The 12,010-nt window shown below is 71.4% G+C and carries 11 protein-coding genes and 1 pseudogene; 4 read left to right on the top strand and 8 right to left on the bottom strand.

The genetic code is table 11. The features are described from left to right. Positions 1–31: 31 nt before the first annotated feature. From ACZ4MF_RS21520 to ACZ4MF_RS21510, 3 genes are read right to left on the bottom strand one after another with little or no spacing between them, the layout of a single operon-like run. On the bottom strand, positions 32–781 hold the full coding sequence (locus ACZ4MF_RS21520) for a succinate dehydrogenase/fumarate reductase iron-sulfur subunit (RefSeq protein ID WP_467493546.1): 750 nt from the start codon (positions 779–781) through the stop codon (positions 32–34). After that, positions 778–2,727: a fumarate reductase/succinate dehydrogenase flavoprotein subunit gene (locus ACZ4MF_RS21515; RefSeq protein WP_467493545.1), complete on the bottom strand. Its 1,950-nt coding sequence runs from the start codon at positions 2,725–2,727 to the stop codon at positions 778–780. Before ACZ4MF_RS21515 ends, ACZ4MF_RS21520 begins: the two co-directional genes overlap by 4 nt. Before the next feature lies 1 nt (position 2,728). After that, positions 2,729–3,400, bottom strand: coding sequence for a succinate dehydrogenase (locus ACZ4MF_RS21510; RefSeq protein WP_356033040.1), 672 nt, complete (start codon positions 3,398–3,400; stop codon positions 2,729–2,731). Positions 3,401–3,520: 120 nt separating this feature from the next. Here ACZ4MF_RS21510 and ACZ4MF_RS21505 point away from each other — a divergent pair, with 120 nt between their 5' ends. Further along, on the top strand, positions 3,521–4,405 hold the full coding sequence (locus ACZ4MF_RS21505) for a LysR family transcriptional regulator (RefSeq protein WP_467493544.1): 885 nt from the start codon (positions 3,521–3,523) through the stop codon (positions 4,403–4,405). 14 nt (positions 4,406–4,419) lie between these two features. Here ACZ4MF_RS21505 and ACZ4MF_RS21500 read toward each other — a convergent pair whose 3' ends face one another. The 4 genes from ACZ4MF_RS21500 to ACZ4MF_RS21485 form a co-directional block, all read right to left on the bottom strand. Next, on the bottom strand, positions 4,420–6,573 hold the full coding sequence (locus ACZ4MF_RS21500; RefSeq protein WP_467493543.1) for a putative bifunctional diguanylate cyclase/phosphodiesterase: 2,154 nt from the start codon (positions 6,571–6,573) through the stop codon (positions 4,420–4,422). Next, positions 6,570–7,382 (bottom strand): SAM-dependent methyltransferase, encoded by an 813-nt coding sequence (locus ACZ4MF_RS21495; RefSeq protein ID WP_467493542.1) that lies wholly within the window; start codon positions 7,380–7,382, stop codon positions 6,570–6,572. Before ACZ4MF_RS21495 ends, ACZ4MF_RS21500 begins: the two co-directional genes overlap by 4 nt. A 277-nt stretch (positions 7,383–7,659) precedes the next feature. Further along, positions 7,660–8,622 carry an SCO0930 family lipoprotein gene (locus ACZ4MF_RS21490; RefSeq protein WP_467493541.1) on the bottom strand — a complete coding sequence of 321 codons (963 nt, stop codon included), beginning with the start codon at positions 8,620–8,622 and terminating at the stop codon, positions 7,660–7,662. A gap of 210 nt (positions 8,623–8,832) precedes the next feature. Further along, positions 8,833–9,294 carry a hypothetical protein gene (locus ACZ4MF_RS21485; RefSeq protein WP_467493540.1) on the bottom strand — a complete coding sequence of 154 codons (462 nt, stop codon included), beginning with the start codon at positions 9,292–9,294 and terminating at the stop codon, positions 8,833–8,835. A gap of 10 nt (positions 9,295–9,304) precedes the next feature. On the opposite strand from ACZ4MF_RS21485, the gene ACZ4MF_RS21480 reads away from it, so the two are divergent. Both ACZ4MF_RS21480 and ACZ4MF_RS21475 read left to right on the top strand, forming a co-directional pair. After that, positions 9,305–9,469, top strand: coding sequence for a hypothetical protein (locus ACZ4MF_RS21480; RefSeq protein WP_467493539.1), 165 nt, complete (start codon positions 9,305–9,307; stop codon positions 9,467–9,469). A 32-nt stretch (positions 9,470–9,501) separates the two neighbouring features. Next, positions 9,502–10,266 carry a bestrophin-like domain gene (locus tag ACZ4MF_RS21475; protein ID WP_467493538.1) on the top strand — a complete coding sequence of 255 codons (765 nt, stop codon included), beginning with the start codon at positions 9,502–9,504 and terminating at the stop codon, positions 10,264–10,266. Positions 10,267–10,362: 96 nt separating this feature from the next. Here ACZ4MF_RS21475 and ACZ4MF_RS21470 read toward each other — a convergent pair whose 3' ends face one another. Continuing rightward, positions 10,363–11,280, bottom strand: a complete 918-nt coding sequence (locus tag ACZ4MF_RS21470) for an SAM-dependent methyltransferase (protein WP_467493537.1) — start codon at positions 11,278–11,280, stop codon at positions 10,363–10,365. 463 nt (positions 11,281–11,743) lie between these two features. Between ACZ4MF_RS21470 and ACZ4MF_RS21465 the strand changes: the two are divergent. After that, a pseudogene (locus ACZ4MF_RS21465) lies at positions 11,744–12,010 on the top strand (transglycosylase SLT domain-containing protein); the annotation flags it as partial.

Here is a 12,010-nt window from a genome sequence, read left to right as displayed (position 1 = left end):
GCCCCCTGTCGGCGAACGTCTCTGCGGTGGGCTACCGCTTGGCCACCTTGCGGGTGGCCCGCAGCCACTCCCTGTTCATGCTCGTGATCGACACCAGCGGAATCCCCTTCGGGCAGGCGGTCGCGCACTCACCGGTCAGCGTGCAGCCACCGAAGCCCTCGGTGTCCATCTGCGCCACCATGTCCAGCACCCGCGTCTCCCGCTCGGGCGCGCCCTGCGGCAGCACGTTCAGGTGGTTGACCTTGGCGGAGGTGAACAGCATCGCCGCGCCGTTGGGGCACGCGGCCACGCACGCTCCGCAGCCGATGCACTCGGCGTGTTCGAAGGCGAAGTCGGCGTCGGCCTTCGGCACCGGCGTGGCGTGGGCCTCCGGCGCGGAGCCGGTGGGCGCGGTGACGTAGCCGCCGGCCTGGATGATCCGGTCGAACGCGGACCGGTCGACGACCAGGTCCTTGATCACCGGGAACGCGGCGGCCCGCCACGGCTCGATGTCGATCGTGTCGCCGTCCCGGAAGGACCGCATGTGCAGCTGGCAGGTGGTGGTGCGCTCGGGGCCGTGCGCGTCGCCGTTGATCACGAGGGAACAGGCGCCGCAGATGCCCTCGCGGCAGTCGTGGTCGAAGGCGACGGGGTCCTCACCGGACAGGATGAGCTGTTCGTTGAGGACGTCCAGCATCTCCAGGAAGGACATGTCGGACGAGATGCCGTCCACCTCGTACGTGGACATCGCTCCGTCGGCGTCGGCGTTCCGCTGCCGCCAGACGCGCAGGGTGAGCTTCATGCGTAGCTCCGTTGGGTGGGGTGGACGTACTCGAAGACCAGGTCTTCCTTGTGCAGGGTGGGAGCGGTTCCGGTGCCGGTGAACTCCCAGGCGGCGGCGTAGCCGAACTCCTCGTCCCGGCGGGCCGCCTCGCCGTCGGGGGTCTGGGACTCCTCGCGGAAGTGGCCGCCGCAGGACTCGGCGCGGTGCAGCGCGTCGAGGCACATCAGCTCGGCCAGTTCCAGGTAGTCGACGATCCGGTTCGCCTTCTCCAGCGACTGGTTGAACTCCTCGCCGGTGCCGGGCACCTTGATGCGCCGCCAGAACTCCTCGCGGATCTGCGGGATGCGCTCCAGCGCCTTGCGCAGCCCGGCGTCGGTGCGCGCCATGCCGCAGAACTCCCACATGAGTTCGCCCAGTTCGCGGTGGAAGGAGTCCGGAGTGCGGTCGCCGTCGACGGACAGCAGCAGGTGGAGCCGGTCCTCGGTCTCGGCCAACACCCCCTGGACAGCGGGGTGTTCGTCGGTGACCTGCTCCTGGTGCGGGTTGCGGGCCAGGTAGTCGTTGATGGTGGCGGGCAGCACGAAGTAGCCGTCGGCGAGGCCCTGCATCAGCGCGGAGGCGCCGAGCCGGTTGGCCCCGTGGTCGGAGAAGTTGGCCTCGCCGATCGCGAACAGGCCGGGGACGGTGGTCTGCAGGTCGTAGTCGACCCACAGTCCGCCCATCGTGTAGTGCACGGCGGGGTAGATCCGCATCGGCACCTCGTACGGATCCTCGTCGGTGATCCGCTGGTACATGTCGAAGAGGTTGCCGTACTTGGCCTCGACGGCCTTGCGGCCCATGCGCCCGATGGCGTCGGCGAAGTCCAGGTAGACGCCCTGCCCGCCGGGGCCGACCCCCCTGCCCTCGTCGCAGACGTTCTTCGCGGCGCGGGAGGCGATGTCGCGGGGGACGAGGTTGCCGAAGGAGGGGTAGATGCGCTCCAGGTAGTAGTCGCGCTCGTCCTCGGGGATCCGGTTCGGCGCCCGGGTGTCGCCCTGGGCCTTCGGCACCCAGATCCGGCCGTCGTTGCGCAGCGACTCGCTCATCAGGGTCAGCTTGGACTGGTGGTCGCCGGTGCGCGGGATGCAGGTCGGATGGATCTGCGTGAAGCAGGGGTTGGCGAAGTAGGCGCCGCGCCGGTGCGCCCGCCAGACGGCGGTCGCGTTGGAGTTCATGGCGTTGGTCGAGAGATAGAAGACGTTGCCGTAACCGCCGCTGGCGAGGACGACGGCGTCCGCGAAGTACGTGTCGATTCGGCCGGTGATCAGGTCCCGGGCCACGATGCCGCGCGCCCGTCCGTCCACGACGATCAGGTCGAGCATCTCGGTGCGCGGGTGCATCTCCACGTTCCCGGCGGCGATCTGCCTGCTGAGGGCCTGGTAGGCGCCGAGCAGGAGCTGCTGTCCCGTCTGGCCGCGGGCGTAGAACGTGCGCGAGACCTGGACGCCACCGAAGGAGCGGGTGTCGAGCAGGCCGCCGTACTCGCGGGCGAAGGGCACACCCTGGGCCACGCACTGGTCGATGATCTCGACGGAGATCTGGGCGAGGCGGTGGACGTTGGACTCGCGGGCGCGGAAGTCGCCGCCCTTGACGGTGTCGTAGAAGAGCCGGTGGATCGAGTCGCCGTCGTTGCGGTAGTTCTTCGCCGCGTTGATGCCGCCCTGCGCGGCGATGGAGTGGGCGCGGCGCGGGGAGTCCTGGTAGCAGAACTGGACGACGTGGTAGCCCTGTTCGGCCAGGGTGGCGCCGGCGGAGCCGCCGGCCAGTCCGGTGCCGACCACGATGACCGTGTGCTTGCGCCGGTTGGCGGGGTTGACCAGCTTGGCCTCGAAGCGGCGCTTGTCCCAGCGCTCGTGGATCGGGCCGGAGGGGGCCTTGGTGTCGACGGCCGGTTCCCCGGTCGTGTAGTGCGCGTAGTCGGTCATGTCAGCTCACCACTCCGGTCATGACGCCCACGGGTACGGCGATGAAACCGGCCGTGAGCAGCAGCGCGAGGACGTTCGCGAGGGTCTTCAGGGCGCGGTCGCGGGTGCGGCTGCCGACGCCGAGGGTCTGCGCGGCGCTCCAGAAGCCGTGCCGGACGTGCAGGCCGAGCGCGAGCATCGCGACGATGTAGACGACGTTGCTGTACCAGTGCGAGAAGTCGCCGACGACGTTCTGGTACGGGTGGCCGTGCTCGAAGCGGCCCGGGTGCACGGTGCCGGTGGTCAGGTCCAGGACGTGCCAGACGATGAACAGTCCGAGGATGATCCCGCCCCAGCGCATCGTGCGGGTGGCGTAGCTCGCCCGGGGCCTGGAGTGCACGTACTTGCTGGGCCGGGCCTTGATGTCCCGGCGGCTGAGCTGGTACGCGGACGTGGCGTGGGCGACCACGGCGACGACCAGCACGACCCGGATGAGCCAGAGCGTCCACTCGTAGTGCATGAACGGCTCACCGATGGTGCGCAGCCAGTGGGCGTAGTGGTTGAACTCGCCCGCGCCGAAGTAGATCTTCAGGTTCCCGATCATGTGGACGACCAGGTACGCCAGCATGATCAGGCCGCTGACGGCCATCACGGTCTTCTTGCCGACGGAGGAGTCCCACATCGTGCGCGCCATGGACGGCCGTCGGTCCGTCCGCGTTGCCAGTGCCATGGCACAGCACGCTAGGGCCGGAGGACCCGATCGGTCCAAGACATGATGCAGTTTGTTTCCATAGGCTGAGGCTATGGTGTGGGGATGCAGCTCCAGCAGCTCCAGTACTTCGTCGCCGTCGCCGAGACCCGGCACTTCACCCGGGCCGCCGAGCTGGTGCACGTCGCCCAGCCGTCGCTGTCGCAGCAGATCAGGGCGCTGGAGCGGGAGCTGGGCGCGGACCTGTTCCTGCGCGCCCGGGGCAACATCACGCTCACCGACGCGGGCGAGGCGCTGCTGCCGCTCGCCCGGCGGATCCTGGCCGACGCGGACACGGCCCGCCACGAGGTGCAGGAGCTGGTGCAGCTGCGCCGGGGCCGGGTGCGCCTCGGCGCCACCCCGAGCCTGTGCACGGGCCTGCTGCCGGACGTGCTGCGCGCCTTCCACGACCGCTATCCCGGCATCCGGCTGCTCGTCGAGGAGAGCGGCTCGCACGACCTGGTACGGGAGCTGGCGCGCGGCGCCCTCGATCTCGCGCTGGTCGTGCTGCCGCTGCCGGCGCCGGCGCCCGCGCTGACGACGGTGGAGCTGCTGCGGGAGGAGCTGGTCGTGGTGTCCTCACCCGAGGCACCGGCACCCGGCGGGGGCGGGCGGACGGTGCGCATCGCCGACCTGGAGGGCGAGCGCCTGGTGATGTTCCGGCACGGGTACGACCTGCGGGAACTGACGGTCGCGGCATGTCGCGCGGAGGGGTTCGAGCCCGAGTTCGCCGTTGAAGGGGGCGAGATGGATGCGGTGTTGGGATTCGTGCGGGCAGGGCTGGGCGCGGCGGTGGTGCCGCGCATGGTGGCGTCAAGGTCGGGGCGCAGCCTACGGGTGACCCCGCTGGCGCGCCCCGGACTGCATCGCACGATCGCGCTCGCGCACCGCAGTGACGTGGCACCGCCGCGTGCGGCACGGGAGTTGCAGCGGATGCTGCTGGAGCGGTAGCTCCCGCCCGCGGCTCAGCCCGTCGCGTCCACCAGCGCCAGGTCGTGCAGCCGCTCCGGCGGGCCCGGGCGGGCGTAGTACCAGCCCTGGGCCGTGTCGCAGCCCAGGACGCGCAGCTGCTCGGCCTGGGCGCCGGTTTCGACGCCCTCCACGGTGACCGCGAGGTCGAGACTGTGGGCGAGGGTGACGATGCCCTCCACGATCTTGAGGTCGACCGGGTCGGCGGGGAACTGCTGCATGCCCTGGGTGAAGGAGCGGTCCAGTTTGAGGACGTTCACCGGCAGGCGGCGCAGGTTGGCGAGGTTGGAGTAGCCGGTGCCGAAGTCGTCCAGGGCGATGTCGACGCCCATCTCGGCCAGCCGGCGCAGGGGTTTGAGGAGATCGTCGTCGGCGCCGATCAGGGCCGACTCGGTGACCTCCAGGCACAGCGCGTCCGGGGCGACGCCCGCCCGTTCGAGGATCTCGACCGTGTCCTGGACCAGCCCCGGATGACTGAGCTGGCAGGGCGAGAGGTTGACGTTGATGCGCAGCGGGCCGGCGGCGGTCTCCTCGCCGTAGCGTTCCCGCCAGGCGCGGGCCTGGCGGATGGACTCCTCCAGCACCCAGCGGCCGAGCGGCACGATCAGGCCGGTGTGCTCGGCGAGCGGGATGAAGCGGTCCGGGCCGAGCACGCCGTGCTGCGGGTGCAGCCAGCGCACCAGGGCCTCGGCGCCGCGCACGCTGCCGTCGCCGAGGTGGACCAGCGGCTGGTACTCGATGAAGAACTCGCCGCGCTCCAGGGCCGTGGGCAGGGCCGTGGTGAGGCCGTGGCGGGTGATGGCGCGGGCGTCGGCCTCGGGGTCGGCCAGTTCGGAGCGGTTGCCGCCCGCCGACTTCGCCCGGTACATGGTGATGTCGGCGCTGCGCAGGACCTCCGCCGCCGTGCGTTCGCCGGCCGGGCCCTCGACGATGCCCAGGCTGCCGCGCACCATCAGGTCCCGGCCGTCGATGCTGATCGGGGTGATCAGGGCGGTCATGATGCGCTCGGCGAGATCGTCCACCGTGCGCTCGGTGCCGGGGCCGGTGGTCAGGGCCACGAACTCGTCGCCGCCGAGCCGGGCGACCATCTCGCCGGGCGCGGTCGCACAGGACTGGAGCCGGTCGGCGACCTCCACCAGCAGCCGGTCGCCGGCCGCGTGCCCGAGGCTGTCGTTGATGGTCTTGAAGCCGTCCAGGTCGAGGTAGCACAGGCCGAAGCGCTGGCCCTCGCCGGCCGCCAGCGCCTTCTCCAGCCGCTCGAAGAACAGAGTGCGGTTGGGCAGGCCGGTCAGCGCGTCGTGCGTCGCCTCGTACCGCAGCCGGAGGTTGAGCAGGCGGCGCTCGGTGGTGTCCTCCATGAGGGCGAGCTGGTACTGCGGGTCGCCGTCGGCGTCCCGCAGCAGGGAGACCGTCAGGTTGGTCCACAGGACCGTGCCGTCGGGGCGGTTGAACGCCTTCTCCATGTGGTAGTGCTCGCGCTCGCCGCGCACCAGTTCCTCGTACAGCTTCCAGGTCTGCGGGGCGTCCTCGGGGTGCACCCAGTCCTGCACCCGGCGGCCGCGCAGGGTCTGCGAGGACAGCCCGAACATGCGCAGCAGCGCCTCGTTGACCTGGAGGACATGGCCATCGAGGTCGGCGATGCCGATCCCTATAGCGGCGCCCTCGAAGACCGCGCGGAAGCGGGCCTCGCTCGCGTGCAGCGCCTGGGCGACCACGCCCTGGGCGCGCAACGCGGCCTGAGCGATGGACTCCTGCTCGGCGAGGGTGCGCTCGCGCAGCGCCTGCGCGTACCCGGCGGCCATCGCGTGCTGCAGCCGCGAGGAGCGCAGCCGGGGCGCGTCCTGCGGGGCCTCGGGGCCCTCCTCGCCGCAGTACAGCACCAGATAGGCGTCGACGCAGTCCAGGGTGCGGGTGAGCGCCTCGGGGTCGGTGCAGTGCGCGTCCACCAGGGCGGCGCCGACGGCCTTCGCCCCGTCGGCGTCGAAGCTGTGCGCCCGCAGAAGACCGCTCAACCGGCGTGCGAGCGGAAGCAGTTGTTCCTCGAACTCGGCGCGGGTCAGCGAGGTGGAGGTCACCGGGTAGACCGCCCGGCTCCAGATCGTCGCGAACCGGCGCAGTCTGCCCTCCGGCCCGTCCGGCTCCGCGCTCACGCCGTGCGCCCCACGCCGGCGAATCCGGAGAAGGCGAACGGATCCTCGTCCTCCGGCGCCGTTTCCGGGCGCCAGTGCGGCATCTGCACCAGTCCGGGTTCCACCATGTCGTACCCCTCGAAGAACCGCGCGATCTCGTCGCGCGAGCGCATGATCAGCGGGTTGCGAATGTCCTTGTATACGTCCACCGCGCCCTCGGCCCGCTCGGCCGGCACCGGGATTCCCTCGTACGAGGCATGGGTGAGGATCAGCATGCTGCCCGGGGCCAGCGCCTCGCGCAGCTCGGCCACCGCACCGTAGGGGTCGTCCGCGTCTTCCACGAAGTGCAGTATGGCAACGAGGAGAAGGGCAACCGGCCGGTTCAGGTCGATCAGCCGCTCCACCTGGGGGCTCGCGAGGATCTCCCGGGGCCTCAGCAGATCCGCCGCGACCACGTCCGCGTCCGCGTCGTCCGCGAGCACCGCCTGGCTGTGCGCGACGGCGACCGGGTCGTGGTCGACGTAGACCACGCGCGCGCCCGGCGCGGCCACCCGGGCCACCTCGTGGACGTTGCCGAACGTCGGGATGCCGGAGCCGATGTCGAGGAACTGGGTGAGGCCCTCCTGGACCGCGAAGCGCACCGCCCGCCGCATGAACGCCCGGTTGGCCTGCATGACCTTCGGCAGGCCCGGCATGAACTCCATGGCCTTGCGCGCCGCGTCCCGGTCGACCTCGAAGTTGTGCGAACCGCCCAGGTAGAAGTCGTAGATCCGCGAGACGCTCGGCACCGAGATGTCGATGCTCCGTGGGGCCCAGGCGGGACGCTCCATGTATCTCTCCAATGCGTGGACGACAGGGGTAGGCGATCCGGTGTTCGAGCTGAGGCTACTGATCGCCCGCCCGAGGAGCGACCCGAACCGGAAATTGACCATCCGTTCCCGGTCACTGCCTGCGGCATGTGCCCGTACGGCCCCGCCGGGTCACGGCTGTTCGAGCCCGGAACGCCCGCGCACAGCACAACGGTCCGCCCCCTCCGTGCGGTTGCGGAGGGGGCGGACCACGGTGGCGCTCCGGGCCGGGCGGGATGATCGACCCTGGGGAGGTGATCTACTTGCCCGGGGCGCCGACCGGCTTGCCGTCGGGCGAGACGGCGTACCAAGTGCCGCCCACGCCCTGACCGTTGGTGTCACCGGGGGCCTTGTCCCCGGAGAAGGTGTAGATCGGCCAGCAGTTGACGGTCATCTGCGGCGTGCCGTCGGGACGGGTGAAGCCCATCAGGCCCTTCTTCTTGACGCCCTGCGTGTCGTCGGCCTTGACCGGGGCGACGGCCGGCCACTTCACCAGGCAGGCACCGGTGCAGTTCGAGATGACCTTGGGCCAGGCCTTGTCCTTCAGGAAGCGGTAGACGGTCCTGCCGTTCTTGTCGACGATGATGTCGCCGAGCTTGGGATCCTTGCGCACGGACAGGCCCGGCAGGGCGGCCAGCGAGGCCTTCTTGCCGTTGGGGGCCAGCGCGAACCACTTGCCGCCCACGCCCTGGCCGTTGACGTCACCGCCGTTGACGTCCTTCACGTAGCGGTACGCCGGCCAGCCGCCGATGGTGAGCTGCTTGGTGCCGTCGGCGCGGGTGACCGAGCCGAGCAGTGCCTTGTCGACGCCGGCCCCGGCGCTGGCGTCGCCGGCGGGCACCGGCGGCCAGGTGGAGGCGCAGTCACCGGCGCAGTTCGACTTGGGCGGGTTGGCCGTGTCCTTGTCGAACCGGTAGAGAGTGAGGCCGGAGCCGTCGGTCAGCACGTTGCCGAGGTCGGGGTTGGCGGCCACGGTGAGCTTGCCCGCCGGGGCGGCCGGGGTCGGGGAGGCGGAGCTCTGGTTGCCGTCGGCGCCGTAGCCGTTTGCGGCCCCCGTGCCGACACCGGCGCCGGTGGTCGGGCTGCCCGCGGGCGCGGTGGCGCCGACGTTCTGGGCCGCGGAGGCCGGGGTGGTGCTGTTGTCCTGACCGCACGCCGTCGTCAACGCCAGCACCGAGACGGCTGTCGCCGCCAGTGAGACGGTCCGCCAGGAGGTCTTCATCTTCAACTCCCCATTTTCGCCTGGATGTTGCAGCGCCCTGACGCGCCGCCGCACGGCCATGGGTACGCACCGGAGGGTCGAAAGTGTTCAACGGTGCCGGGAATTTCTTTCCGGCTCCTGTGCGCCACTGGCGCGCGCCGGCGCATGTTTCACGCCAACCGTGCGCTTCGGCACGTCAAACCATTGATCAGGAGATGTCCCTCCTTCGGATCAATCCCGCGGCAGTACGGCGTACTTCCGGATTTCGCCCCTCATGATCGTCGTCGTGCATGGACCCGAAGTGACCCGATGCGCGCCCGCCGTAAGGGTGTTGGCCGTGTTGACGCTGGGCTGGACCCTGGTGGGCTGGCCGGCCGGCAGCGCGTCGGCCGACGCCTGCGCGTACGCCTCCACGGGACCGGACGGCACGGTGGCGGTGGCGTGGGCCGGTGACGGCTCCCACTGGCCCGACCCGCCCTGCCCCACACCGCCCCCGCCCCCGTGCCCGCCGAAGCCCACCCCGACCCCGATCCCGAAGCCGCCACCGCCGCCACCGCCGAAGCCGGCGCCGCGTCCGCATCCGACGCCGCGGCACTCCCCGAAACCCGCCCCGAGGCCGCGGCCCCCGGCCCGGCCCGCGCCGCCGCCCCCGGCTCCCCCGGCTCCCCGGCCGGTGCCGAAGCCCACGCCCACGCCGCCGCCTGTGCCGAAGTCGGCGCCCCGGCCCTCGGTGGCCCCGGTGCGCTATCCCGTGTACCACCCCCACCCCGTTCGCCACCCGGCGCCGAGCACCACCTCGCCGGTCACCTACGTCCTGCTCATCACCGTCCCCGCGATCGTCGCCGTCGCGGCCCTGCGCCCGCGCTGACGGGCCGGCCCGCTCACCCTTGGAGGTATCCGTTGCCGGATTGGCTTGTTCTCGTCCTCGCGATGCTGGGCGCCTGTGCCGTGGTGGTGCTCGTCACCTTCGTGCGCAACAGGCGGGCTCCCGAGGACGAGGACCCCAGCGAGACCCCGGACGTCATCGAGTACATGACGATGTGGATCGGCGTCGTGTACGCCATCGTCCTGGGCCTCGCCATCGCGGGCGTGTGGGAGGCCCGCAGTTCCGCCGGTGACTACGTGCAGAACGAGGCCCAGGCGCTGCACGAGATCTCGGAGCGGGTCCGGGTCTATCCGCCGGACGTGCGCGACCGGATCCGCAGCGACGTCGACGCCTACGTCTCCTACGTCGTCGACCACGAGTGGAAGACGATGGCGGACGACGAGCGCGTCACCGACCGCGGTTCCGCGCTGCTCCAGAAAGTGCGCCAGGACGTCACCGACTACAAGCCGAGGAACGACTTCGAGGCGCAGGCCTACCAGCCGCTGCTGGACCAGATGACCGCGGCCGACCAGGCCCGCAACGCCCGCTCCGACTCCACCGGGGCGACCATGCCGCCGGTGGTGTGGTGGGGGCTGCTCGTCGGCGGGCTGGTCACCGTCGGCATCGTGTTCGCGCTCCAGATCCGGCGCACCGTGCGCGAACTGGCGCTGGCCGGGCTGTTCTCCGCGACCATCGCCTTCATGCTGTTCCTCATCTGGGACTTCGACGCCCCCTACAGCCGGGGCATCGCGGTGACCGCGGAACCGTTCACGAACCTGTTCCCTGGCCTGCCCAAATAGTCACCGGAGGGCGCGCACCCGTGCCGCAGGCGCACTTCTGCGAACGGCCCTGGACGGGGCGCCACCGGCCGGTGGCGCCCCGTCCAGGGCCGTTCGTCAGCTCGGGTCGGGTGAGGTGTGCCGGCGGCCGCTGAGCAGCGTGATGCGGGCGGTGCCGGGCTGTCGCGGGTCGAACGCGGCAGGCGTGGGCCCGCCGTGTTCCGCCGCGAGGTCGGCCAATTCGCGCGTGGTGGCGGTCCAGCCGTGCGCGGCCAGCCGGGCGAGGGGGTCCGCGGTGCTCTCGTTGCGCCACAGCGCGGCGAGCGTGTGCAGGGTGTCGGTCCCGGTGGTGGCGTCGAGCGCCGTGCGGGTGTTGTCGGTGTGGAACATCGCCCGGCTGCCGTACTCGACCGCTATGCGGCTGGCGGGGGCGCTGAGGGCGCCGAGCCGCGCGAGAAGGCCGTCGCCCTCCTCCTCGGTGAGGTAGACCATGATGCCCTCGACCAGCCAGGCGGTCGGCAGCTCGGGGTCGAAGCCGTGCTCCCGCAGGGCGCCGGGCCAGTCGTCGCGCAGGTCGCAGGTGACCGGGATGCGCTCGCTGCCGCAGAGCGGGACCCGGCCGGTGATGATCTTGTCCTTGAAGGTGAGGACGTCGGCCCGGTCGATCTCGAAGACCCGCACGGGTGCCGGCCAGTCCAGGCGGAACGCCCTGGCGTCCAGACCGGCCGCGAGGACGACGACCTGACGGCAGCGGGCGGCGACCGCCTCGCGGAGCCAGTCGTCGAAGTAGCGCGTGCGCAGGGCGAAGTAGTCCCCCATGGCCTGGCGCAGCAGTTCGCCGCGCGGGCCGGACCACGCCGCGAGTGCGCCGCCCGCGGCCACGGCGACCTGGACCGCGACCGGGTCCTGGAACAGCCGGTCGGGACGGCCGCTCTCGGCGGCGCGCGCCGCCGCCACCGCCAGTGCGGTGGAGCCGACGGCCGTCAGTTCGGCGCCGCCGACGGCGGTGACGACGCGGGCGGAGTCCGAGCCCATCGCGGAGCCCGGGCCGGCCGTCGGGGCCTGTGCGCCGGACCGCCATGCGGCACGGGCCGCCTCGCGGTCGAGGGCCCTGCCGCCGCACCTCCCCGAAACCCTGTATTTCCCTAGGAGCCGGCCGAGCCCCGGGCGTGGGCTCGAAAGGGCCCGGCAGGGCTCCGGCAGGGCCTTCGCCTGTGACGGCACCCATAGGACGCAGATCACGTCCTATCGCGCCTCGTAGCACCACACTCGCCCGAACAGCGCATAAAGCCCGCAAAACCATAAATACCGGACATATCTTCGAAGTGGGGTAGTACGTCACATCATTGCGCTCCGGCCCACGCCCCGCTAACCATTGCTGTCGTTGCTGGAAGCCACGAAACGGACCGGGCGAAGAGACACCGCACCCGCCCGCTCCGGCCCACAGCGCGGGGCCCCGCCCCTCCGACGACGACCCCCACTGGAGAGTTCCTTCCACATGGCCATCAACACCGCCCTCACCACCCGCCTGCGCACCCTCACCCTCACCGGCATCACCGCCACCGGCATCGCGGCCGCCGCCGTCACCCTGATGCCCGCCAACGCGCACGCCGCCGACATGACGCAGGCACCCGCCCGGGTGGCCAAGACCACTTCCAGCAACCACACCGCCGGCACCAGCGGCAACCTCGACGGCTGGATCAAGCAGGCCCTCGGCATCATGAAGGCCAAGGGCATCCCGGGCAGCTACGACGGCCTCAAGCGC

It is taken from the genome of Streptomyces sp. NPDC025793, assembly GCF_055558375.1.
Note: the sequence above shows the minus strand (reverse complement) of the source record. Positions and strands in the feature narration are given on the sequence as shown.

What these genes read in the sequence shown, in the direction of transcription:
- ACZ4MF_RS21490 (WP_467493541.1), bottom strand. Translation starts at nt 8,622, where the DNA reads ATGAAGACCTCCTGGCGGACCGTCTCACTGGCGGCGACAGCCGTCTCG.
- ACZ4MF_RS21520 (WP_467493546.1), bottom strand. Translation starts at nt 781, where the DNA reads ATGAAGCTCACCCTGCGCGTCTGGCGGCAGCGGAACGCCGACGCCGAC.
- ACZ4MF_RS21495 (WP_467493542.1), bottom strand. Translation starts at nt 7,382, where the DNA reads ATGGAGCGTCCCGCCTGGGCCCCACGGAGCATCGACATCTCGGTGCCG.
- ACZ4MF_RS21470 (WP_467493537.1), bottom strand. Translation starts at nt 11,280, where the DNA reads ATGGGCTCGGACTCCGCCCGCGTCGTCACCGCCGTCGGCGGCGCCGAA.
- ACZ4MF_RS21510 (WP_356033040.1), bottom strand. Translation starts at nt 3,400, where the DNA reads ATGGCGCGCACGATGTGGGACTCCTCCGTCGGCAAGAAGACCGTGATG.
- ACZ4MF_RS21515 (WP_467493545.1), bottom strand. Translation starts at nt 2,727, where the DNA reads ATGACCGACTACGCGCACTACACGACCGGGGAACCGGCCGTCGACACC.
- ACZ4MF_RS21505 (WP_467493544.1), top strand. Translation starts at nt 3,521, where the DNA reads ATGCAGCTCCAGCAGCTCCAGTACTTCGTCGCCGTCGCCGAGACCCGG.